Source organism: Stenotrophomonas sp. YJH_SMC_69, assembly GCF_059370495.1.
In genome coordinates this window covers 185,125-204,890 of sequence record NZ_JCAFTS010000001.1, presented here as the reverse complement: position 1 = coordinate 204,890, position 19,766 = coordinate 185,125, and the positions used below count along the sequence as shown (strand labels likewise).

The following is a 19,766-nucleotide window of genomic DNA, read 5'->3' as shown; positions in this document are numbered from 1 at the left end:
GAGCCGCGCCCATGCTCGGCTTCTCAACACGCAGCCGGGCATGGGCCCGGCTCTACAACAACAGGCGGTCAGGCCATTCCGTCGAGGCGCTCCACCCGCAGGCGGGCGATACGGCGCTTCTCCATTGCCAGCACGGTGATGCGCACGCCGGCCACCTCCACCGCGTCGCCGACGTCCGGCAGGCGGCCCAGCTGCTCCAGCACCAGACCCGAGATGGTCATGTAGTCGGCACTGCGGGGCAGCGACACGCCCGCCAAACGCTGCAGGTCGTCCAGGGTCAGCGCACCATCGGCCTCCCATTGATCCTCGCCCTGCGCCACCACGCCATAGCGCTCGTCCTGGGTATCGACCAGGTCACCGGCAATCGCCGCCAGCAGGTCGTTGGCGGTCACCAGGCCCTCCACGCTGCCGTACTCGTCCACCGCCACCGCCAGCGGCACCGGATGCTGGCGGATCAGTTCCAGCGCCTGCAGCGCACTGGCAGTGGACAGAACGTACTGCGGTTCGCGCAGGTTGCCCTCCAGCTGCAGTGGCTTGCCCTGCAGCAGGTCGGCCAGCACGTCCCGGCTCTGCACCACGCCACGCAGGCTGTCCAGGTCACCGTCGCCGACCAGCAGGCGCGTATGCGGCGAGGCCACCAGGCGCGCCACCACATCCTCCTGACCACGCGCCAGGTCGATCCATTGCACGTCGGCACGCACAGTCATCACGCTGGACACCGGACGATCGGCCAGGCCCAGCACGCTGCGGATCATTTCGTGCTCCGCCGGCTGCAGGCGCTCGTCGGCGTCCACCTGCTCGTCCACGCCTTCGTCCTCGTGGCCGTTCGCTGGACGCGCGCCCAGCATCCTCAGCACGGCATCGGCGGTGCGCTGGCGGAACGGCTGGCGGCGCTCGTTGCGCTCACGGTTGAAACGCACCCACTGGTTGAACGCCTCGACCAGGATCGAGAAAGCGATCGCTGCGTACAGGTAGCCCTTCGGGATCTTGTAGCCCAGGCCTTCAGCCACCAGGCTGAAGCCGATCATCAGCAGGAAGCCCAGGCACAGCACCACCACGGTGGGATGCTTGTTGACGAAGCGGGTCAGCGGCTTGCTGGCCAGCAGCATCAGCGCCATGGCGATGGTCACGGCCGCATACATCACGCCCAGGTTGTCGACCATGCCGACGGCGGTGATCACCGAGTCCAGCGAGAACACCGCGTCGAGCACCACGATCTGTGCCACCACCATCGCGAAGCTGGCATAGACCTTCTTGCCATCCTCGTGATGCTCGCGGCCTTCCAGCCGTTCGTGCAGTTCCATGGTGCCCTTGAACAGCAGGAACAGGCCACCGCCCAGCAGGATCAGGTCGCGCCCGGAGAAGCTGTGGTCGAACAAGGTCACCAGCGGCTCGGTCAACTTCATGATCCAGGCCAGCGCCGCCAGCAGCACCAGCCGCATCAGCAGTGCCAGCGCCAGGCCGATCACCCGCGCGCGGTCGCGCTGGTGCGGCGGCAGCTTGTCGGCAAGGATCGCAATGAACACCAGGTTGTCGATGCCGAGAACGATCTCCAGCACGACCAGGGTTGCAAGGCCCATCCATATCGAGGGGTCAGCCAACCATTCCATTTCAGGTCCGTTTCGTCAGTGGGTAAGGGAAAAGGGCGTCCACTCAGTCGGCATCCTGCGCCTGCGCCGGGTCATGCCCAAGCAGGTCGCCGGGCGTGCACTGCAGCTCGCGGCAGATCGCATCCAGCGTGGAAAAGCGGATGGCTCGCGCCTTGCCGGTCTTCAGGATCGACAGGTTCGCCAGGGTGATGTCGATGCGCCCGGCCAGCTCGGACAGGGTCATGCCCCGTGCCTGCAGCATGCGGTCCAGGGTGATGACGATCGCCATCAGATGACACCATCAAGGTCATCGCGCATCGCCGCGCCCACGGCGAACACGCGTGCGAGCACGAACAGCATCAGCACCGCCACCAGCCCAGTGATCGACATGCCGCCGCCCACCTCCATCCAGGTGAAATCCGGGCCCATCCAGGCCGCGTAGGCACCGATCAGGATCGACAGCAGTTCCATTGCCAGCATCAGCCAGGCCATGCGCTGCAGGCGCTGTGCATTGGCATGGGTGAACGGCCGCTCGCGCGCCGCCGACTTCAGCAGCCTCAGCAGATGGCGCAGGAACAGCAGGCACAGCACCAGCAGCGCGACGATCGCGCCCAGGCCCAGGCAGAAGTGCAGGAACAGGTCGTTGCCATGCGCGGCGGCGGCCTCGGCGTCATGCACGCTGTCGAGCAGCCAGCGGCGGTCATGGGCGACCAGTGGCACCGCCAGCAGTGCGGCCAGGATGCCCAGCCAGCACATCGCCCGGACGGCCTGTACGGCGGCCTGGGCCAGGGTGAACAAGCCTCGCGCGGGTCTGGCGCGGGCGGGACGAGCGGTCAAGCGGCCTCCGGCATTGGGGTGGCCTCGCCGCCCCAGGGTGGATTTATCGATAAACGATATACCACATCCTGCGTGAAAGGCTGAATCGCGAGCATGGTCCACCGGCTGGGCGCGGGCCCCGGCAGGCGTTATCGGGTGGGAGCCGCGGGTTCGAGCATCGCGTCCCCCGGCGTCACCGAGGCCATCGCCTGTACGCCGGCCTCGGCCGCCTGCCGCGTCACCAGCCGGAAGCGCACCTGCAGCTTGGCCTGCCCCGGCGTGGCCCAGCCGTATTGGATCGCCACCTGGTCGGCCGACAGCGGACCACGGCCCGGCAGCGAGCGCGCCTGCAATGGCTTCGGTGCCGCCTGCACCAGCCGTGCGAAGCCCTTCTGCACCACCGCCGCTTCGGCCTTTTCCGCATACACCGAGCAGGTGCCATCGTCGGCCCAGCTGACCGCATAACGGCCGCTGGCCAGCGGCACCATCCAGGCCACGCCCGACTGCCCCTGCAGCAACGTTGCCGCTTCGGCAGGCTGCAGCGGTGACAGCCCGTTGGATTCCATCAGCGACTGCAACCGCGCCGGCGCGCCGATGTGCTGCATGCAGGCGGTATCGAACAACTCGCTGAAGGGATCCTGCGCCGGGGCCTTGGCCTTGGGAGTACGCGCGGGTTGCGCCACCGCCAGGGTGGGCAGCAGGGCCAAAGCCAGCCAGAACGCAGGACGCATCGGGATTCCACGCTACGGAAAACAGCAGGGAGGATGGCAAAGCCCGGGCGCGCCGCGCAATGGGTCATGGCTTGACAGTCCTAAGCTGCGGGAGCAACATGAATTAACGAATTAGTTAACTAACTCTCCATGGACCGCATCTTCGAAGCCCTTGCCTCCACCGCCCGCCGGCAGATCCTGGCCTATCTCAGCGCCGGCGAGCTCAGCGCGGGCGAGCTGGCCGAGCGCTTCGACTTCAGCAAGCCGGCGTTGTCCAGCCACCTGCGCATCCTCGAGGAAGCCGGACTGATCGAACGCGAGAAACGCGGCCAGTTCGTGTACTTCAGGCAGGTACCCGACCGTTTGGCCAACACGTTGTTCTCGTGGGCGGCCGAAGTCTGCCCGGTCGGCGGCCCGCTCAAGCGTGAAGCCCGCGCCCGCCGCAAGTCCCCCGCCCGCTGATCCGCCCCGCCAAGGAGCATGACCATGCCTGGTTCGACCCGCGATCGCCGTTCGTTTCCAGCAGTGCAGCTTCCGGCACAGGACGGCGGCAGTCCGACCGAAGTCACCCTGATCGCGCAGCTCGGCATCGGTGCCGGCGACGCGCTGGTGAGTGACGCCGGCCAGCGTCAGCGCCACCACCCGGCCTTCATCGATGCGTTGGATGAACCTTCGGCGCGACTGGGTGGCATGCACCTGCAGCACGGGGATGCCTCCTCGCTGTACAGCTTCACCGTCGGTGCCGGTGGCCACCCGTTTCATCGCCATGCAGGCCCGCGCATGTTCACCGCCATCGCCGGCAGCGCGGGAGCCGAGCTGCGTTTCGCTACCGCCTCCGACGCGCAGCTGGCAGCAGGTCCTGGTGCCTTCGCGCGCACGCTTCGGCGCGTCCGCATCCCACCGGACTGCCTGTTTACCGTGCGCTTCGGCGGCGGCACCTGGCACCAGTTCGCGTCGAACCATCCTGCACATCCGGCGCTGTTTGCGCTGTCCTGCCACAGCGATGAACTGGCAGGCCGAATGAGCGAGCAGACCCGTGCGCAGGTGGAGCGCAATGCCGCCGATATCCCCAGCCTGACCGAGGTGCTTCCGGAATCGTACTGGCCTTCGTGCACCTCGCTTGCGGCGGCACCGCTGTTGCAGCTGTCGCTGCAGGCGGCACCTCCCAGCGTGTGCGCACACCTGTGCGCGCGTACCCGTGCCCTGCTCGGCCCGCTGCGCCGCATCCCCATGCGGCCGCTGCGCGGGTTCGTCGAACGTGCCACACCGGCCTATCCCATCCATTCACGGCCCGCGCCCACCGATGGCCTGCTGACCACAGCGCTGCCGCACAGCCACTACCAGGACCTGACCACCCTGTGCCTGGAACCCTCGCAGGTGCTCCACCGTTCCGCGTCGGCGCTGCTGGCCGACGTACTGGAGGGCTTCCTGCGCAATCCACCCAGCGGCGTAGGCCAGCTGATGGCGCTGCGAAACCGACTGGTGGCACCGTTGCGGTTGCGCACGTCGCCGCTGGGATGCCCGGTGTCGTCATTGCTGTCGACCGATCGCAGCCGGTTGTTCGCTGGTCGATTCCCGGTGCTGGATTCGCACATCGATACGCAGGACAACGACGCCGAAGTCCTGCTCGGCGCCGACGATCGGCACCTGCGTTTCCGCAGCAGCGTGCGCGTGCAGCGGCATCGCGATGGACATGTCGAGATCAGCCTGGGCTCACGCGTGCAGACCCTCAATGCGTTCGGCGGCATGTACATGGCCCTGATCGACGCCGGGCACCGGCACTATGTCGCACCGGCACTGCTGCGGCGTGCGGTGGAGCACGCCTTGGCACCGGAACTGGCCAACCTTGAGGATCCGGCAGCACACCCTGCGCGCTGCTGACCCTGGAACGCGATGCGCCGGGCGCTGCGCGGTTCCGGTCAGATCACGATTTCGCCCTCGTCCTCGCCATCCCAGTAGTGGATGCGGCTGGCGCGCACGTGAATCAGCACCAGTCCCGGTGTATCCACGCCCTGTTCGAACCAGCGCTCCAGGTCCTTCACCCAGTGCTGGCTCATCGTGGCCCGGTCGCGCACCAGCACAGCCCTGCCCTGCACGTGCACGAACAGCGGCGGCTTGCCCAGCAGCGACTTGCTGCCGGAAAAACCCAGCGCAACGGCGGGGTCAGCTTCAATCTCGCGCACCATGTCGGTGTCTTCGGTGGTGAAGAACCAGCTGTCACCGTCATAGTCCACGTCGCCATTGTTGCTCATCGGACGGCCGGCAATCTCTCCACCGGCGTGGGTCTGCAGCAGGCTGAAATCAATGCCGGCCATTTTCCTGGCCAGTTCGGGCAGGGTGAGCTGGGTCATGGCGTCGTCCTTCATGGAATGGAATCCCAGCGTCTGCGCAGCGCGGTGACCTGGGCGTGGAGGGGTAGTTGCGGCCTCTTCACAGGAAACGAGATAGAGCGCATGGCGCGTACGTGACGCATTCCTCACCACCACACTGGCGTTAACGGCAGATGGAGGAACGGCCCTGCAAGCCGCGACACGCCCCTAACGGCGTGCTGCCCCAGAATCGCGCAACCCCGTGGCGCGACCGGCATGGCTGCCGGTACAAACGCGGCCTTTCCTCCGCAACCGCATGGCCTCCACATGGACCTGTCCGCCTGGCTCGCGTTCGGCTGCTACCTGTTGGCGTTCTTCATTGTCTGCCTGTTTGCTGCGGCCTATCTGAAACGCTCCGACTTCATGCCCTACCACGGCCAGGCCGTGGACAGGCCGTGGGCACAGATCGACCCCCGCATGCAGGTGCTGCTGATGGCACTCATCCGCGTGGTCGGCGCTGCCTGGATCGCACTGGCCGGTGCCGGCGTGATGCTGGCCTGGTTGATCTTCTTCGGAGGTCACTTCGCACTGCCGCAGCTGCTGGCGTTCCAGCTGTTCTGCCTGGTCGCCACCCTGCCGCCGGTCCTGGTCGCTTCCGGCGTGCGGCGACGCACCGGTGCGCGTACACCGGTGCCCGCCGGCGCCGCGGTGGTGCTGCTGTCGGTCATCGGATTCGTGCTGGCCCTGTTGTCGCTACCGCAGTGAGTTCTTTTTCTCCCCTCTCCCCCGCGAGGCTCCACGATGAATCCCGAATCGATCTTCTACAGCGTGGTCAACGGTGATCTTCCACGCTCCCAGGCCGGCACCCTGCTCGGCTGGCGCTTCGTCGGTTACGACGATGCACTGCGCCGCATCCAGGTCGAGTTCGAGGCCGGGCCGGTGCTCACCAACCCGATGGGCAACGTGCAGGGCGGTTTCCTGTCAGCGATGCTGGACGACTGCATGGGGCCAGCGATCTACGCCACCCTGCCTGCCAACCGCATCGCGGTCACGGTCGAATCCAAGACCAGTTTCGTCAGCCCCGCACGGCCCGGGCGGATCATCGGCTGGGGCGAAGTCGAGCACAGCAAGGGCAGCATCGCCTTCACCCGCGGCTGGCTGACCGACCCGGCCGGCAAGGTGCTGGCCACTGCCAGCGCCACCTTCCGCGTGGGTGCGCTGCGCTGGCGTGGACTCTCGGTGCCGCGTCCCATCGCGCGCCGGATGATTGCGCGCACGCTGCGGCGCGTGCATGCGCAGATCGGCTGATGGGTGCCGTCAACGTGCGTTGCGGCCGCCGCCGGCCACGCGCACGCGGTCGCGGCCCTGCGCCTTGGCCTGGTACATGGCCGCGTCGGCGGCACGCAGCAGGGTGCGCCAGCCCAGCGCATCGGTGCCGCCCTCGGCCACACCGAAGCTGGCGGTGACGCGCAGCACCTTGCCACCGACCAGGGCGATGTCCAGCCGCTGCAGCGCCACCCGCAGCGACTCGGCCAGCTGGCGGCCACCGGCCAGATCACCGTCGGCCAGCAACACGAGAAACTCCTCGCCACCATAGCGGGCAATGCTGTCGCTGCGGCGCAGGTGGCGCTGCAGCAGCTGCGCCACCTGCACCAGCACTTCGTCACCGGCATCATGCCCGTGGCCATCGTTGATCGCCTTGAAGCGGTCCACGTCCAGCAGGATCACCACCGCGCTGTTGCCACCGTCGGCATGACGCTGCTGCACCAACTCGTCCAGCGCGCGCCGGTTCAACAGCCCGGTCAGCTCATCGGTGCCGGCCAGCTGGCGCAGCTCGCTGGTCAATGCCGAGCGCTCGCGCGACTTCTCGCGCAGCACTTCGATGGCATCGAACAGGCGCTGCATCTCGGCCAGCGGGTGGGTCACATGCTGCTCCGGGCCGGGCGCTTCCGAGGCGATCTGGATGACCTGCTTCTGCGCCTGCAGCAGCGGCCGCAGGATCTGAAGATGCGCGATGCGCAGCGCCACGCCCAGCACCACCAGCGTGCCCAGCACCGTCGCCACCAGCACCACCAGGCGCGTCGCTTCGCGATTGCGGGTGCGCTCGAAACGGGCGATGGACACGCTCAGGTAGCCGTCCCGCAGCGCTTCCAGCGACCGCAGGGTCGGCACGTAGCGGGTGGTGAATTCGGCGGAGGTCCACGGCGGCGGCACGCCGCGCCGGCCATCCTCGATCAACTGTTCGATCATCGGCAGCGATTCGCCGAAGAACTGCCGGCGCGCCATGTCCCAATGCCAGGACAGCGCCGGATCACTGCGGAACACCGCTTCATGGCTGCCTGCCAGCCGCCACAGCTCCAGCAGGCGGCCTTCGGTCTGCAATGCCGCCCGCACCTGTTCGTCACGCCAGGCCCCCGGTACCGCCACCGGCGCCATCACGTTCGAGGCCAGGCGGCCGCCATGCTCGCGCAGGTCGATCAGCACCTGGCCCTGCATCGCCGGAATCGCTGCTTCGCGGTCGGCGCTGACCAGTACGTTGATCTGCGCCGAGCTCAGCACGTGCAGGCGATCAACCACGGCGAACATGCTGCTGATCGCGCGCTCCACGTCCTCCACCTGGCGCGCGCCATGCGGCTGTGCCGCCACCCGGTCCACCGCGGCCCGCGCCGATTGCAGGCGACGTTGCGCATCGGCCAGCAGCCCGTGTTCGTCGACCACGCCCGGGTCAGCGTTGAACACGGTGTCCAGGCGTTGCAGGGCGGTATCGACCCGCTTGCGCGCGACTGCCAGCTCCGCCGCCAGCCGGGCCTGTTCGCCCGCATCGGCCGTGTTGGCCCCGAGCAGGCTGTTGGCGGGGCCGCGCTCGGCCGACACCAGGTTGGCCAGGTCGAAGGTCTGCCGCAACTGGCGCAGGCTGACCAGGTTGTCCTCGGCGGCAGTGAAGCGCAGCGTGCCCTGCACCAGCGCGATGGCCATCAATGGCAGCGTACAGACTACGAACAGCCCGGCCAGGATCCAGACCCAGGTCCGCAATCCGATGGGCGACGCCTTGCGGGCCATGCACATTTCCCCTGTAGTGCACAACACTGTAGCGGCCGCCTGCACAGGCGCCAAGCCGCTACCGGATCAATCGTTGCCATGGGTATACCGCGCCCGCCGCGAACGCACCGACAAAGGCCGCACGGGTTGTCGAATCGGGGCAAATTACGTCATGCCCCGCCGCGTCAGATCCAGCGCTGGTCGACCAGTTCGCGCTTCACGTAGGCATAGAACACCGGTGCGGCGACCAGGCCCGGCAGGCCGAAGGCCGCCTCCATCACCAGCATGGCCAGCAGCAGCTCCCAGGCACGCGCCTGGATCTCGCCACCGACGATGCGCGCGTTGAGGAAGTACTCCAGCTTGTGGATCACGATCAGGTACAGCAGCGCCGCCACCGCCACATAGAACGAGACCGACAGCGCGACGATGGCGATGATCGTGTTGGAAATGATGTTACCCACCACCGGCAGCAGGCCGGCCAGGAAGGTGATCAGCACCAAGGTCTTGGACAGCGGCAGGTGCACGCCGAACAACGGCAGCACGCCCAGCAGGAAGATGGCGGTGAACACGGTGTTGAGCAGCGAGATCTTCACCTGCGCGAACACCACCTGGCGGAACGCGGTGGCCAGGCGGCTGGTGCGCCCGACCAGCTCCTGCGCCAGCGGGCCCATCTTCGGCAGCGGCAGTTCGTCATACAGCGCGATCATCGCGCCCAGCACCATACCGATCAGTACGCGCACACCGACCTGTACCACCGAGGTACCGGCCACGCCCAGCTGCCGCTGGTGCTCGGCGGCCCAGTCGTTCAGCGCCGCGCGCAACGCCGGCATGTCTTCGGGAATGTAGGGTTGCAGCAGCGCCGGCACCTGGTGCCGCGAAGTGTTGAGGATCTCCATCAGGCGCGCCAGCAATGCGTCCGGGCCGCCGGTCTCGTTGCGGAAGAACGAGGCCACGCCGATGCCGGCCAGTACCAGCCCGCTGATGATGATCGCCGACAGCACGATCACTGCGATCGCCCGTGCCCGCCCCGGCGGCAGCTTGCCCTCCACGGTGGAGGCCAGCACGTGCGTCAGCTGGAACACCAGCAGGCCGGACAGCAGGGTCACTACCAGGCCGAGCTTCAGCGCCAGCCACATGCCAAGCAGCATCATCAGCCACGCCGCGATCCTTGGAATGGGGGGTTTGGGCTGGGCAACGAGAGCGTCTTGCATGGGAGCGCGTCCGGGCGGGGTGGCCCATGGTAGAGGATTGGCATGCCGATTCCGCGTGCAGGATGAACGGGCATTTCACCCTCGTTCGGCGGCGGCGGTGCCGCACTCACTCGCCGTAGCTGGCCGTGTTCTTGCCCTGCCGCTTGGCGTGGTACAGCGCGCGGTCGGCCAGTGCCAACCAGTCCTCGACACTGCCGCCACGCGGTGTGGCGGCAATGCCGATACTGACGCTGAACTCCACGCCCGGCGTGGCCTGCTGCGCGGCCTCCAGCAGGTGCAGGCGCACCCGCTCGGCCACGTGCATCGCATCGACGGGTGCGCAGTCGCGCAGCAGCACCACGAACTCATCGCCCCCCAGCCGCGCGGGCGTATCACCGGGCCGGGCAAAGGTGCGCAATGTCGCCGCGATATGCCGCAGTACCTCGTCACCGGCGCGGTGGCCATGCGAGTCATTGATGCGCTTGAAATCATCCACATCGAGCATCAGCAGGCAGGCAAAACCGCCCTGGCCCTGTGCCCGGTCCAGCGCCTGCTGCGCACGCAGGATCAGGAAGCCACGGTTGGCCAGCTCGACCAGCGGGTCCATCCGGCTGAGCCGCTGCAGCTGACGGTTCTGCGATTTGACCCGGCGCGCCAGCTGCCAGCTGAGAATGCTGAGGCCGATGCCATACACGAACAGGAACGGGACACTCAGCACGATCGTGCGCTGCGAGGTGACCGGCTGGTAAGGGAAGCCGAGCAACCACCAGGTGAGTGCGAAGCCCAGCAGCAGGGCCAGCGTGGCGCGCATCGCCAGGCGCACGCCACCGGCGGCGATCTTGTCGGCCACCAGCAGCGCGGCGAACAGTGCGCTGGGCACCGCGCTCAACGCCATGAAGGCGATCCAGCCACCGCCGAAGAAGGAGTCGGCCACCATGCAACGGAACTGGACGACCGCCGGCTGGCGGGAGCGCTGGGTCAGCCGCAGTGCCAGTGCCGGCCACGCCAGCGCGTTGAGCAGCAGCAGGACCCAGGCCAGCCCGCCGTCATGGCGTTCAAGCATGATCGAAGCGATGGGGATCGCCCCCAGCCCATTGCCGACGAAACGCATCCAGCCGATGCGACGTGCCGCGCCAATGCCTTCGACCGCGCCTTCCGCCGAATCGGTGAAGAATGGCATTGCCGACCCCCTTGCGCGATCGCACCTGGTGCTACGGCCCTTGCCGGGCTGCCTGCGATGAGTCTGACAGCTTTGCGTCAATTCGGGATCAAGGTTGCGCGATATCGCGCGGGCCGCTGCCGCTGCCCCTCCCGCTCCCGTGGTTACCCGGGGCGGGGCGCAGCCGTCGAGCCACGCAGCTTGAAGCTGAACTCCAGCGTCTGCTGAAGCGGCACATCGACGTGCTCGATGATGGCGAGCAGCAGGTTGACCGCACGCTCGCCAATCTCCCGCATCGGCTGCCGGATGGTCGTCAGCGGGGGCGTGAGGTAGCGGGAGGACGCCAGATCATCGAAGCCGACTACGGACAGCTCGTCCGGCACGCGGATGCCCAGGTCCCGGCAAGCGGCCAGGGTTCCCAGTGCCATCTGGTCACTGAAGCAGAACACCGCGGTCGGCGCGGCCGTGCCATCCAGCAGCGCCATCGCCGCTGCATGGCCGGATTCCACGGAAAAGTCACCCGGCACGATGCTCAGCTGGCGCAGGCGGCCACGCGCCTTGCCGGCCGCGCGGACCCCTTCCAGCCGTTGCTGGTGCAGGGGGTTGTCAGGCGGCCCGCCGACCACCGCAATCCGTTCGTGTCCCAGCCCGTACAGATGCTCCATCACCGCGCGTGCGGCGGCGGCGTTGTCGATGTGGACGCTGGGGATGCCCAGCGCGGGGTCGAACTCGCAGCCGTTGACCACCGGTGCGGCGGCGCCGCGCTGCTCGACGATCTCGCGCGCGGTCGGTGGCAGGCGATGGCCCAGCACGATCATGCCGTCGGCCTCGTTGCGCCGGAGCATCTGCGCGTAGCGCTCCTCGCGGTCGGGTTGATGCTGGGTATCGCCCAGCAGGACCGCATAGCCCACCGCCTGCGCGGCCTCCTCCGCCCCCTGCAGGATCTGCGCGAAGAACGGATTGGCGATGTCCGGGACGGTGACCAGGATCTTGCCGCTGCGCTGGGTCTTGAGCGTGCGCGCCACCGTGTTGGGCACATAGCCCAGTGCGGCGGCGGCCTGCTCGATGCGCGCGCGGGTGGCCGGCAGCACCTTGTCCGGCCGGGAAAGCGCGCGCGACACCGTACCGGCGGACACGCCGACGTGTTTTGCGATGTCGTAGATGGTGGCCATGGCGTTAGTCCTCCTGCCCGCTGTGCACTGCACAACAGGTCCTGCGTAAGCCCCTGCTAGGATAATGCAATCGATTGCATCGAGGGCGAATCACGTTGAAGACGCTCAAGGGTCCAGCGCTGTTCCTGGCGCAGTTCATCGGCGACACAGCTCCTTTTGATCGGCTGGACACGCTGGCCGGATGGGCCGCGGGTCTGGGCTATTCTGGCGTACAAGTCCCCACCTCCGCGCCCCACCTGTTCGACCTGGCGGAGGCGGCGCGCAGCCAGGCGTACTGCGACGACATTGCCGGCATGCTGGCCGGGCACGGCCTGCAGATCACCGAACTGTCGACCCACCTGCAGGGGCAGTTGGTTGCCGTCCATCCTGCCTACGACAGCCTGTTCGACGGATTCGCGCCACCGGACAAGCGCGGCAACCCGGCCGCCCGCCAGGCCTGGGCGGTGGAGCAGCTGCGGCTGGCGGCGCAGGCCAGCCAGCGCCTGGGGCTGACCGCGCATGCCACGTTCTCCGGTGCATTGGCCTGGCCCTACTTCTACCCCTGGCCGCAGCGCCCGCCGGGACTGGTGGAAGAAGCCTTCGCCGAACTCGGCCGTCGCTGGCGCCCGATCCTGGATGCGTTCGATGCCTGCGGCGTTGACCTGTGCTTCGAGATCCACCCGGGCGAGGACCTGCACGATGGTGCGACCTTCGAGCGCTTCCTCGATGAGGTCGACCACCATCCCCGCGCGAAGATCCTGTACGACCCCAGCCACCTGCTGCTGCAGCAGATGGATTACCTCGGTTTCATCGACCGCTACCACGCGCGCATCGGCATCTTCCACGTCAAGGACGCGGAACATCGCCCCAGCGCAAGCAGCGGCGTGTACGGCGGCTACCAGGACTGGATCGACCGTCCGGGCCGGTTCCGTTCACCCGGTGACGGCCAGATCGACTTCAAGGCGATCTTCTCGAAGTTCGCGCAGTACGACTTCCCCGGCTGGGCGGTACTGGAATGGGAGTGCTGCCTGAAGCACCCGGAAGACGGCGCGCGCGAGGGTGCCGCCTTCATCCGCGACCACCTCATCCGCGTGACCGAACGCGCCTTCGATGACTTCGCCGACAGTGGCACCGACGCCGCATCACTGCACCGCATGCTGGGAATCTGAGCCAAGACCGCCCCGGGAGGGCAAGCCATGACGCACGCCATGTCGCGCCTGGGCGCGATGATGTTTCTGCAGTTCTTCATCTGGGGGGCGTGGTTCGTCACCCTGGGCACCTACCTGGTGCAGGGCCCGCTGCAGGCCAGCGCGAGCCAGGTGGCGACCGCGTTCCTCAGCCAGTCGATCGGTGCCATCGTGGCGCCGTTCCTGGTCGGGCTGATCGCGGATCGCTACTTCGCGGCGCAGCGCATTCTTGCGGTACTGCATCTGGCCGGTGCCGCGCTGATGTGGCTGGCGTCCACGGCAACCAGCTTCAGCATGTTCTCTGCGTGCGTCATGGGCTACATGTTGCTGTTCATGCCGACCCTGGCACTGGCCAACAGCGTGGCCATGCGGCACATGCAATCACCCGAGAAGCAGTTCCCGCTGGTCCGCGTGGCCGGCAGCATCGGCTGGATCGTGGCGGGCGTGCTGATCGGCTGGCTGGGCTGGGAACAGGCGCATCGGCTTGAGCTGACGTTCCGGATGGCGGCGGCGGCGTCGCTGGTGCTCGGGCTGTATGCGTTCACCCTGCCGCACACACCGCCACTGGCGCAGCAGCGCGATGCCGGGCTGGGGCAGATCCTGGGGCTGGATTCGCTGCGGCTGCTGAAGTCGCGCGCCTACCTGGTGTTCTTCCTGGCCTCCATCGCCATCTGCATCCCGCTGTCGTTCTACTACAACTTCACCAATCCCTATCTCAACGACCTCGGCGTGCGCGGCGCGGCGGGCCTGCAGTCGCTGGGCCAGGTTTCCGAAGTGCTGCTGATGCTGGCCATGCCGTTCCTGTTCGTTCGGCTGGGGGTGAAAACCATGCTGGCGGTCGGCATGGCCGCCTGGGTGGTGCGCTACGCGCTGTTCGCCTTCGGCGATGCAGGTGGCGGTTTCCCGCTGCTGGTGATCGGCATCGTGCTGCACGGCATCTGCTACGACTTCTTCTTCGTCACCGGCCAGATCTACACCGATGCACATGCCGGCCCTGCCGCGCGCAGCAGCGCACAGGGGTTCATCACCCTGGCCACCTATGGCGTGGGCATGTTGATCGGCACCTTCCTGTCCGGCGCGGTGGTGGAGCACTTCACCACCGAGGCCGGTCCCGACTGGCAGCAGATCTGGCTGTTCCCGGCCGCTGTTGCGCTGGTGGTGCTGGTCGCCTTCCTGCTGCTGTTCCGCGACCGGCCGGCGGCTGCGGCCGCGCCCTCCACACCCTGAGGATCCCCGTCGATGCCCAAGCTTGGAATCGCCATCGTCGGCACCGGCATGATCGGCGTCGTGCACCGCCGCGCGGCCTTGCTCGCCGGCGCCGAGGTACGCGGCGTGGCCGCCTCGTCACCGCAGCGCGCGCATGAGGCAGCGCACTCCTGGAATGTCCCGCGCGCCTACCGGGATATCGAGGAGGTGATCGCCGATCCGCAGGTACAGGTGGTGCACGTGTGCACGCCCAACCATCTGCACCGCGCCATGGCACAGGCTGCGCTGGAAGCCGGCAAGCACGTGATCTGCGAGAAGCCGCTGGCGACGACGCTGGACGATGCGCAGGCGCTGGCGGTACTGGCCGCCTCGACCGGATTGGTTGCCACCGTCCCCTTCGTCTACCGCTACCACCCGGTGGTGCGCGAGGCCCGTGCACGCATCGCCCAGGGTGACCTGGGGCCGCTGCACCTGATCCATGGCAGTTACCTGCAGGATTGGCTGCTGGACCCGGCCAGCAACAACTGGCGCGTGGACCCGGCGCTGGGCGGCACCTCGCGCGTGTTCGCCGACATTGGTTCGCACTGGTGCGACCTGGTCGAATGGGTCAGTGGCGAGCGCTTCACCGAAGTGAACGCGGCGTTTGCCACGGTGATCGCCGAACGCAGCGCCGTCACCGGCCAGAGCTTCAGCACACCGGCAGCGAACGGCGCGACGCAGGCGGTCGCGAGCGAGGACGTGGCGACGGCGATGTTCAGGACCGGCGCCGGTACGCTGGCGTCGTTGACGGTGAGCCAGGTTTCGGCCGGACGCCGCAACCGCCTCTGGTTCGAGATCGACGGCGCCAACGCCAGCATCGCCTTCGACCAGGAGGACGCCGAGCGGCTGTGGATCGGCCTGCCCGACCAGCGCGAGGAAATCTTCGTGCGCGGGCCCGGCGCGGGCACTGCCGAACAGCGCCGGTTGTCGGCGCTGCCGGCCGGGCACGCGCAGGGCTACGCCCAGTGCTTCGAGGCGTTTGTCGCCGACACCTATCGCGCCATCGACGGCGAGCGGCCGCAGGGCCTGCCCACCTTCGAGGACGGCATGCGTTCGGCGCGGATCGTTGATCGCGTCATTGCATCGGCCAGGTCACGCGCCTGGACCACCATCGGTTGAATCCCGGGAGGATCTGTTGATGAAAGCCCTTGTCCGTCGAAGTGCAAGCCTCGTCCTGCTGCTCGCGGCGCTGCCCGCCTTCGCAGTCGAAGCCGCCAGCGCGCAGAAGCCGATCGCAGTGCAGATGTACACCCTGCGCGATGCCGGCTCGCTCGAGCAACAGTTGAAGATCGTCCACGATGCCGGTGTGCACGCGGTGGAAACCGTCGGCACGCAGAACGTCAGTGCCGCGGAACTGAAGCAGCTGCTGGACCGGTATTCGATCAAGGCCATTTCATCGCATGTGCCGCTGGCCGAGCTGCGCAGCAACCTGGATGGGGTGGTGACCTTCAACCGGTCGATCGGCAACACCACGCTGGTGGTGCCGTACCTGGACAGGAAGGAACGCCCGAGCGATGCCGCCGGCTGGACCGCCCTGGGACAGGAACTGGGCCGGATCGCGAAACAGGTGCGCGGCAAGGGCATGCGCCTGGCCTATCACAACCACGACTTCGAGCTGGTCGACTTCGATGGCAGGACCGGGCTGGAACTGCTGTTCGCCGCCGCCGGCCCCGACCTGCAGACCGAGCTGGACCTGGCCTGGGTTGCGCGTGCGGGCCTGGACCCGGCGGTGATGCTGGGGAAGTTCCGCGGCCACGTATTCGCGGTACACGCCAAGGACAATGCGCTCAAGGGCCAGGCCGAAGACGAAGGCGGATTCGCTGCGGTGGGCCAGGGCGTACTGGACTGGAACGCGATCCTGCCTGCTGCGGCGGTCGCTGGCGTGCATTGGTACATCATCGAGCACGACCAGCCACGCGAGCCGGCCAAGGTCGTCCAGGCCGGCGCCGACTATCTGCGTGAACACCTGACCACCAATACGCCTGCCCGTGCGCGGCGCTGACGCATCAAGGAGCCCCACATGAAAATGATCCTGGCAATGGCGGTGGCCCTGAGCGGCATGAGTGTTGCGACAGCCGCCTGGTGCAAGGGCGACCCGGCTGCGGGAGCAAAGCTCTACACCGCGAACTGCGTGGCCTGCCACGGCGCCGATCGCGCGGGCATGCCGGGCGCGTTCCCGGCACTCACCGACATCGGCAAGCGCATGGCACCTGCACAGATCAAGGAAAAGATCAGCAAGGGCGGCGGCCTGATGCCGCCCTTCTCCCAGCTGTCACAGCAGGAGATCGACGATATCGCCAGCTACCTGGCGAAGTAAGCGGCCGGCGGCCACGCCAGCCGCATGCCACTACAGCTCGCGCACCCAGATGTTGCGGTAACTGACCCTGGAGTCATGCTCCTGCAGATAGAGCGGCGCACACGCATGGGGCGAATACGAGGGCGCCCCGATGTACTCGGTCTTGCCTGCCAGCACGGTGTCATCCTGCACCAGCACGCCGTTGTGCAGCACCGTGATGCGCGCGGGCGACACAAGCCCACCGCCCACCGAGAAGCGCGGTGCCTTCCAGATGATGTCGTAGGCCTGCCACTGGCCCGGCGCGCGCGAGGCATTCACCCGCGGCATGGCCTGCTTGTAGATGGAGCCCGCCTGGCCATTGGCATAGGTCGGGTTGTTGTAGCTGTCGAGCACCTGCAGTTCATACAGTTCCTGCAGGAAGATCCCGCTGTTGCCCCGGTTCTGGCCGTCGAAGCCCTTCGTGTCAGTGGGCGTGCGCCACTCCACATGCAGCTGGACATCGCAGAAGCGTTGCCGGGTGCGGATGCCCTTGCTGCCCGGAACGACGGTCATGGCGCCCCCGGCAACCTTCCAGGGCACGCGTCCGCCCTGCTCCGATTCCCACGCGGAGACATCCTTGCCATCGAACAGCACGATCGCGTCGGAGGGGGCCTTGCCTGGCGGCGTGGCCACGACAGCGGGCACGGGGGTCCACACTTCGGTCTTCTTCGGGTCGCGCGCAGCGTCGGCACTGTCCTGCGCGAATGCAGATGCAGCGGCCAGCAGGCCAACAGTGATCAACGCAGGGCGGATCATCAGGGTGGTGTCCATCAGCTGGTCCCCCACGCGGGCGTACCGGGGACATAGGCGAGGTCGCCGTCGTAGCGGCCGGGCACCGCGACGTACTGCAGCACGCCGGTCGCCCCGACCTTGGAGGTGAAGAAGCCGAAGATGGCCAGCTGCTTGATCATCGTGAAGTAATGCGGCATCGCCTCGCCCTCTTCAGGCGTACCGGTCTCGGTCACGTCGGCAGAGCGCGCCTTGGCTTCGGCGTCCAGCGTTCGCAGCAACTGGGTGCGGGCTTCCGGCGCAAGCGCCACAAACCGGCCGCCGGCGCGCTTGTCGATATCGACCAGGCCTGCCCGGAACGTTGCCTGCTGCCGGGCGGTGTAGCAATCGCTGACGAAGGTCGCCATGAACAGGCCAGCGCCGGCATCCTTCGCCCCTGGCGTCCGGGTCCGCGGCAGGATGGTCTCGGCGATCTCGTCCAGCGTGCCGATGTCGGCATCGGAGAACAGGGTCTTCACCGGTGCCGCAGCGGCGTTTCCCTGCGCGAGCGCAGGCAGGCCGACCATGGCCGCGCCGGTGGCGGCAACGATCATCTTCAACAGTTCGCGGCGATCCATCAGAGGTTCCCCGCTTTCAGTTCGCGTACCGCGTGGTCGGCCGCGCGCGCGGTCAGCGCCATATAGGTCAGCGAAGGATTCACGCAGGCGCTGGAGGTCATGCAGGCACCGTCGGTCACATAGACGTTGGGCGCATCCCAGACCTGGTTGTGCGCGTTCAATACCGAGCTCTTCCGGTCACGTCCCATGCGTGCGGTCCCCATCTCGTGGATGCCCTTGCCCGGGGCATAGTCGTGGTCGTGCATCTTCACGTCCTTGACGCCAGCCGCCTCCAGCATCTCGGCAGCATCGGCGGCCATGTCCTTGCGCATCGCCAGTTCGTTGGCGCGCATGGACACGTCCATCGCCAGCACCGGCAGCCCCCACTTGTCCTTGCGGTCGTGGTCCAGGCGGATCGTATTGTCGTGGTGCGGCAGCATTTCACCGAACCCGGTCATGCCGATGCGCCAGTCGCCCGGTACGGTCAGCGCCTCCTTCAGGTCGGCACCGATGTTGAGCTCGGCGATCTCGCGCGACCAGCCGGTGCGGCTGGCACCGCCCTGGTAACCGAACCCGCGCAGGTAGCCGCGCTTGTCGGCCGCGACGTTGCGGAAGCGCGGAATGTAGAAACCGCACGGACGGCGGCCGAAGTAGTACTTGTCTTCGTAGCCCTCGACCCGGCCCGAGGCGCCCGCACCGAAATGATGGTCCATCACGTTGTGCCCTAGCTCGCCCGACGAAGAACCCAGTCCCCCCTCCCACACATCGGTCGCCGAGTTCATCAGCAGCCAGGTCGAATTGAACGACGATGCATTGAGGAAGATGACCTTGGCGGTGTACTGGTAGGTCTGCCCGGTCTCGGCATCGATCACCTCCACGCCGCGCGCACGCTTGCGATCCTTGTCGTAGAGCACTTCCTTGACGATCGAGAACGGCCGCAAGGTCAGGTTGCCGGTCTTCATCGCCGCTGGCAGCGTCGCCGCCTGGGTCGAGAAATAGGCACCGAAGGGACAGCCCAGGATGCACTTGTTGCGGTACTGGCAGTTCACGCGCCCCTGCTCGGGCATCGGCTGGGTGATGTTGGCGGTGCGCGAGTGGATCATGTGCCGCGTTCCGCCAAAGGCCTTCTTGATCCGCGCGGCCACGTCCTTCTCGACGATGTTCAACGGGATCGGCGGCAGGAACTCGCCGTCCGGCAGCACGTCCAGTCCTTCGCGCGTGCCGGCGATGCCGGCGAACCTCTCTACATGGTCGTACCACGGCGCGATGTCGGCATAGCGGATCGGCCAGTCGGTGGCGATGCCATCCTTGAGGTTCGCTTCGAAGTCCAGGTCGGAAAACCGATAGCTCTGCCGGCCCCACATCAGCGAGCGCCCGCCTACGTGGTAGCCACGGAACCAGTCGAAGCGCTTGGTTTCGATGTAGGGTGAGTCCTGCTCGTTGGCCCACATTCCTTCCAGGTTCTCGGCCAGGCCGTAGTCGCGCATCAGCACCGGGAAGGCGGCCTTCATCGCCTGCGTCGGCCGGTTGCGATGCGGGAAGTCCCACGCTTCCTTCATCGCATTGACGTAGTCCTTGACGTGCTCGATGTTGCGCCCGCGTTCCAGCATCAGGACCTTCAGGCCCTTCTCGGTCAGCTCCTTCGCTGCCCAACCGCCACTGATTCCCGAGCCAACAACAATGGCGTCGTAGTGATTATCTGCCATGGTCT

General features: G+C 67.3%; 21 protein-coding genes. 9 read left to right on the top strand and 12 right to left on the bottom strand.

Annotation, left to right across the window (positions count from 1 at the left end; all coding sequences use genetic code 11):
- Nucleotides 1-68 precede the first annotated feature (68 nt).
- The 4 genes from AC5P8F_RS00990 to AC5P8F_RS00975 form a co-directional block, all read right to left on the bottom strand.
- The gene (locus tag AC5P8F_RS00990) at nt 69-1,610 is read right to left on the bottom strand and encodes a TerC family protein (RefSeq protein ID WP_053494605.1); all 1,542 of its coding nucleotides are present in this window, start codon (nt 1,608-1,610) and stop codon (nt 69-71) included.
- A 43-nt stretch (nt 1,611-1,653) separates the two neighbouring features.
- Nucleotides 1,654-1,878: a helix-turn-helix domain-containing protein gene (locus tag AC5P8F_RS00985; protein WP_012479411.1), complete on the bottom strand. Its 225-nt coding sequence runs from the start codon at nt 1,876-1,878 to the stop codon at nt 1,654-1,656.
- On the bottom strand, nt 1,878-2,345 hold the full coding sequence (locus tag AC5P8F_RS00980) for a DUF2975 domain-containing protein (protein ID WP_041864087.1): 468 nt from the start codon (nt 2,343-2,345) through the stop codon (nt 1,878-1,880). The genes AC5P8F_RS00985 and AC5P8F_RS00980 overlap by 1 nt, the downstream gene beginning before the upstream one ends.
- A 209-nt stretch (nt 2,346-2,554) precedes the next feature.
- A complete protein-coding gene (locus AC5P8F_RS00975) occupies nt 2,555-3,136 on the bottom strand; it encodes an NMCC_0638 family (lipo)protein (RefSeq protein ID WP_032960801.1) in 582 nt (193 codons plus the stop codon).
- Nucleotides 3,137-3,265: 129 nt separating this feature from the next.
- Between AC5P8F_RS00975 and AC5P8F_RS00970 the strand changes: the two genes are divergently transcribed.
- Nucleotides 3,266-3,577, top strand: a complete 312-nt coding sequence (locus AC5P8F_RS00970) for a metalloregulator ArsR/SmtB family transcription factor (protein ID WP_004147836.1) — start codon at nt 3,266-3,268, stop codon at nt 3,575-3,577.
- Between the two features lie 24 nt (nt 3,578-3,601).
- Nucleotides 3,602-4,996: a DUF2867 domain-containing protein gene (locus AC5P8F_RS00965; RefSeq protein WP_495227550.1), complete on the top strand. Its 1,395-nt coding sequence runs from the start codon at nt 3,602-3,604 to the stop codon at nt 4,994-4,996.
- 38 nt (nt 4,997-5,034) lie between these two features.
- Here AC5P8F_RS00965 and AC5P8F_RS00960 read toward each other — a convergent pair whose 3' ends face one another.
- Nucleotides 5,035-5,466 (bottom strand): pyridoxamine 5'-phosphate oxidase family protein, encoded by a 432-nt coding sequence (locus tag AC5P8F_RS00960; RefSeq protein ID WP_046429427.1) that lies wholly within the window; start codon nt 5,464-5,466, stop codon nt 5,035-5,037.
- Between the two features lie 285 nt (nt 5,467-5,751).
- Here AC5P8F_RS00960 and AC5P8F_RS00955 point away from each other — a divergent pair, with 285 nt between their 5' ends.
- Both AC5P8F_RS00955 and AC5P8F_RS00950 read left to right on the top strand, forming a co-directional pair.
- Complete coding sequence (locus AC5P8F_RS00955) at nt 5,752-6,189, top strand: hypothetical protein (RefSeq protein WP_046429425.1); 438 nt, start codon at nt 5,752-5,754, stop codon at nt 6,187-6,189.
- Nucleotides 6,190-6,225: 36 nt separating this feature from the next.
- The gene (locus tag AC5P8F_RS00950; RefSeq protein ID WP_046429424.1) at nt 6,226-6,732 is read left to right on the top strand and encodes a PaaI family thioesterase; all 507 of its coding nucleotides are present in this window, start codon (nt 6,226-6,228) and stop codon (nt 6,730-6,732) included.
- 9 nt (nt 6,733-6,741) lie between these two features.
- Here AC5P8F_RS00950 and AC5P8F_RS00945 read toward each other — a convergent pair whose 3' ends face one another.
- The 4 genes from AC5P8F_RS00945 to AC5P8F_RS00930 form a co-directional block, all read right to left on the bottom strand.
- Nucleotides 6,742-8,484 carry a GGDEF domain-containing protein gene (locus AC5P8F_RS00945; RefSeq protein ID WP_111205860.1) on the bottom strand — a complete coding sequence of 581 codons (1,743 nt, stop codon included), beginning with the start codon at nt 8,482-8,484 and terminating at the stop codon, nt 6,742-6,744.
- 164 nt (nt 8,485-8,648) lie between these two features.
- Nucleotides 8,649-9,674, bottom strand: coding sequence for an AI-2E family transporter (locus AC5P8F_RS00940; protein ID WP_032961540.1), 1,026 nt, complete (start codon nt 9,672-9,674; stop codon nt 8,649-8,651).
- A gap of 106 nt (nt 9,675-9,780) precedes the next feature.
- Nucleotides 9,781-10,833 carry a sensor domain-containing diguanylate cyclase gene (locus AC5P8F_RS00935; protein ID WP_014646308.1) on the bottom strand — a complete coding sequence of 351 codons (1,053 nt, stop codon included), beginning with the start codon at nt 10,831-10,833 and terminating at the stop codon, nt 9,781-9,783.
- Between the two features lie 143 nt (nt 10,834-10,976).
- Nucleotides 10,977-11,984 (bottom strand): LacI family DNA-binding transcriptional regulator, encoded by a 1,008-nt coding sequence (locus AC5P8F_RS00930; protein ID WP_046429416.1) that lies wholly within the window; start codon nt 11,982-11,984, stop codon nt 10,977-10,979.
- A 95-nt stretch (nt 11,985-12,079) separates the two neighbouring features.
- Between AC5P8F_RS00930 and AC5P8F_RS00925 the strand changes: the two genes are divergently transcribed.
- Genes AC5P8F_RS00925 through AC5P8F_RS00905 form a run of 5 tightly spaced genes read left to right on the top strand, consistent with a single transcriptional unit; the run spans nt 12,080 to nt 16,712 of the window.
- On the top strand, nt 12,080-13,132 hold the full coding sequence (locus AC5P8F_RS00925; RefSeq protein WP_049441133.1) for a sugar phosphate isomerase/epimerase family protein: 1,053 nt from the start codon (nt 12,080-12,082) through the stop codon (nt 13,130-13,132).
- Between the two features lie 27 nt (nt 13,133-13,159).
- Complete coding sequence (locus tag AC5P8F_RS00920; RefSeq protein ID WP_014646305.1) at nt 13,160-14,377, top strand: nucleoside permease; 1,218 nt, start codon at nt 13,160-13,162, stop codon at nt 14,375-14,377.
- A gap of 12 nt (nt 14,378-14,389) precedes the next feature.
- The gene (locus tag AC5P8F_RS00915) at nt 14,390-15,514 is read left to right on the top strand and encodes a Gfo/Idh/MocA family protein (RefSeq protein ID WP_495227549.1); all 1,125 of its coding nucleotides are present in this window, start codon (nt 14,390-14,392) and stop codon (nt 15,512-15,514) included.
- A 19-nt stretch (nt 15,515-15,533) separates the two neighbouring features.
- Nucleotides 15,534-16,397 (top strand): sugar phosphate isomerase/epimerase family protein, encoded by an 864-nt coding sequence (locus AC5P8F_RS00910; RefSeq protein ID WP_495227548.1) that lies wholly within the window; start codon nt 15,534-15,536, stop codon nt 16,395-16,397.
- A gap of 18 nt (nt 16,398-16,415) precedes the next feature.
- Nucleotides 16,416-16,712, top strand: coding sequence for a c-type cytochrome (locus tag AC5P8F_RS00905; RefSeq protein ID WP_014646302.1), 297 nt, complete (start codon nt 16,416-16,418; stop codon nt 16,710-16,712).
- A gap of 30 nt (nt 16,713-16,742) precedes the next feature.
- Here the strand turns inward: AC5P8F_RS00905 and AC5P8F_RS00900 are convergent, their stop codons facing one another.
- From AC5P8F_RS00900 to AC5P8F_RS00890, 3 genes are read right to left on the bottom strand one after another with little or no spacing between them, the layout of a single operon-like run.
- On the bottom strand, nt 16,743-17,501 hold the full coding sequence (locus AC5P8F_RS00900) for a 3-keto-disaccharide hydrolase (protein ID WP_046429464.1): 759 nt from the start codon (nt 17,499-17,501) through the stop codon (nt 16,743-16,745).
- Nucleotides 17,501-18,076, bottom strand: a complete 576-nt coding sequence (locus AC5P8F_RS00895; protein WP_014646300.1) for a gluconate 2-dehydrogenase subunit 3 family protein — start codon at nt 18,074-18,076, stop codon at nt 17,501-17,503. The genes AC5P8F_RS00900 and AC5P8F_RS00895 overlap by 1 nt, the downstream gene beginning before the upstream one ends.
- Nucleotides 18,076-19,761, bottom strand: a complete 1,686-nt coding sequence (locus AC5P8F_RS00890) for a GMC oxidoreductase (protein ID WP_046429409.1) — start codon at nt 19,759-19,761, stop codon at nt 18,076-18,078. The genes AC5P8F_RS00895 and AC5P8F_RS00890 overlap by 1 nt, the downstream gene beginning before the upstream one ends.
- Between the last annotated feature and the right edge of the window lie 5 nt (nt 19,762-19,766).

Coding starts and splice junctions, on each gene's coding strand:
- AC5P8F_RS00990 (WP_053494605.1), bottom strand. CDS start 1,610: ATGGAATGGTTGGCTGACCCCTCGATATGGATGGGCCTTGCAACCCTG.
- AC5P8F_RS00985 (WP_012479411.1), bottom strand. CDS start 1,878: ATGGCGATCGTCATCACCCTGGACCGCATGCTGCAGGCACGGGGCATG.
- AC5P8F_RS00980 (WP_041864087.1), bottom strand. CDS start 2,345: ATGTGCTGGCTGGGCATCCTGGCCGCACTGCTGGCGGTGCCACTGGTC.
- AC5P8F_RS00975 (WP_032960801.1), bottom strand. CDS start 3,136: ATGCGTCCTGCGTTCTGGCTGGCTTTGGCCCTGCTGCCCACCCTGGCG.
- AC5P8F_RS00970 (WP_004147836.1), top strand. CDS start 3,266: ATGGACCGCATCTTCGAAGCCCTTGCCTCCACCGCCCGCCGGCAGATC.
- AC5P8F_RS00965 (WP_495227550.1), top strand. CDS start 3,602: ATGCCTGGTTCGACCCGCGATCGCCGTTCGTTTCCAGCAGTGCAGCTT.
- AC5P8F_RS00960 (WP_046429427.1), bottom strand. CDS start 5,466: ATGACCCAGCTCACCCTGCCCGAACTGGCCAGGAAAATGGCCGGCATT.
- AC5P8F_RS00955 (WP_046429425.1), top strand. CDS start 5,752: ATGGACCTGTCCGCCTGGCTCGCGTTCGGCTGCTACCTGTTGGCGTTC.
- AC5P8F_RS00950 (WP_046429424.1), top strand. CDS start 6,226: ATGAATCCCGAATCGATCTTCTACAGCGTGGTCAACGGTGATCTTCCA.
- AC5P8F_RS00945 (WP_111205860.1), bottom strand. CDS start 8,484: ATGGCCCGCAAGGCGTCGCCCATCGGATTGCGGACCTGGGTCTGGATC.
- AC5P8F_RS00940 (WP_032961540.1), bottom strand. CDS start 9,674: ATGCAAGACGCTCTCGTTGCCCAGCCCAAACCCCCCATTCCAAGGATC.
- AC5P8F_RS00935 (WP_014646308.1), bottom strand. CDS start 10,833: ATGCCATTCTTCACCGATTCGGCGGAAGGCGCGGTCGAAGGCATTGGC.
- AC5P8F_RS00930 (WP_046429416.1), bottom strand. CDS start 11,984: ATGGCCACCATCTACGACATCGCAAAACACGTCGGCGTGTCCGCCGGT.
- AC5P8F_RS00920 (WP_014646305.1), top strand. CDS start 13,160: ATGACGCACGCCATGTCGCGCCTGGGCGCGATGATGTTTCTGCAGTTC.
- AC5P8F_RS00915 (WP_495227549.1), top strand. CDS start 14,390: ATGCCCAAGCTTGGAATCGCCATCGTCGGCACCGGCATGATCGGCGTC.
- AC5P8F_RS00910 (WP_495227548.1), top strand. CDS start 15,534: ATGAAAGCCCTTGTCCGTCGAAGTGCAAGCCTCGTCCTGCTGCTCGCG.
- AC5P8F_RS00905 (WP_014646302.1), top strand. CDS start 16,416: ATGAAAATGATCCTGGCAATGGCGGTGGCCCTGAGCGGCATGAGTGTT.
- AC5P8F_RS00900 (WP_046429464.1), bottom strand. CDS start 17,501: ATGGACACCACCCTGATGATCCGCCCTGCGTTGATCACTGTTGGCCTG.
- AC5P8F_RS00895 (WP_014646300.1), bottom strand. CDS start 18,076: ATGGATCGCCGCGAACTGTTGAAGATGATCGTTGCCGCCACCGGCGCG.
- AC5P8F_RS00890 (WP_046429409.1), bottom strand. CDS start 19,761: ATGGCAGATAATCACTACGACGCCATTGTTGTTGGCTCGGGAATCAGT.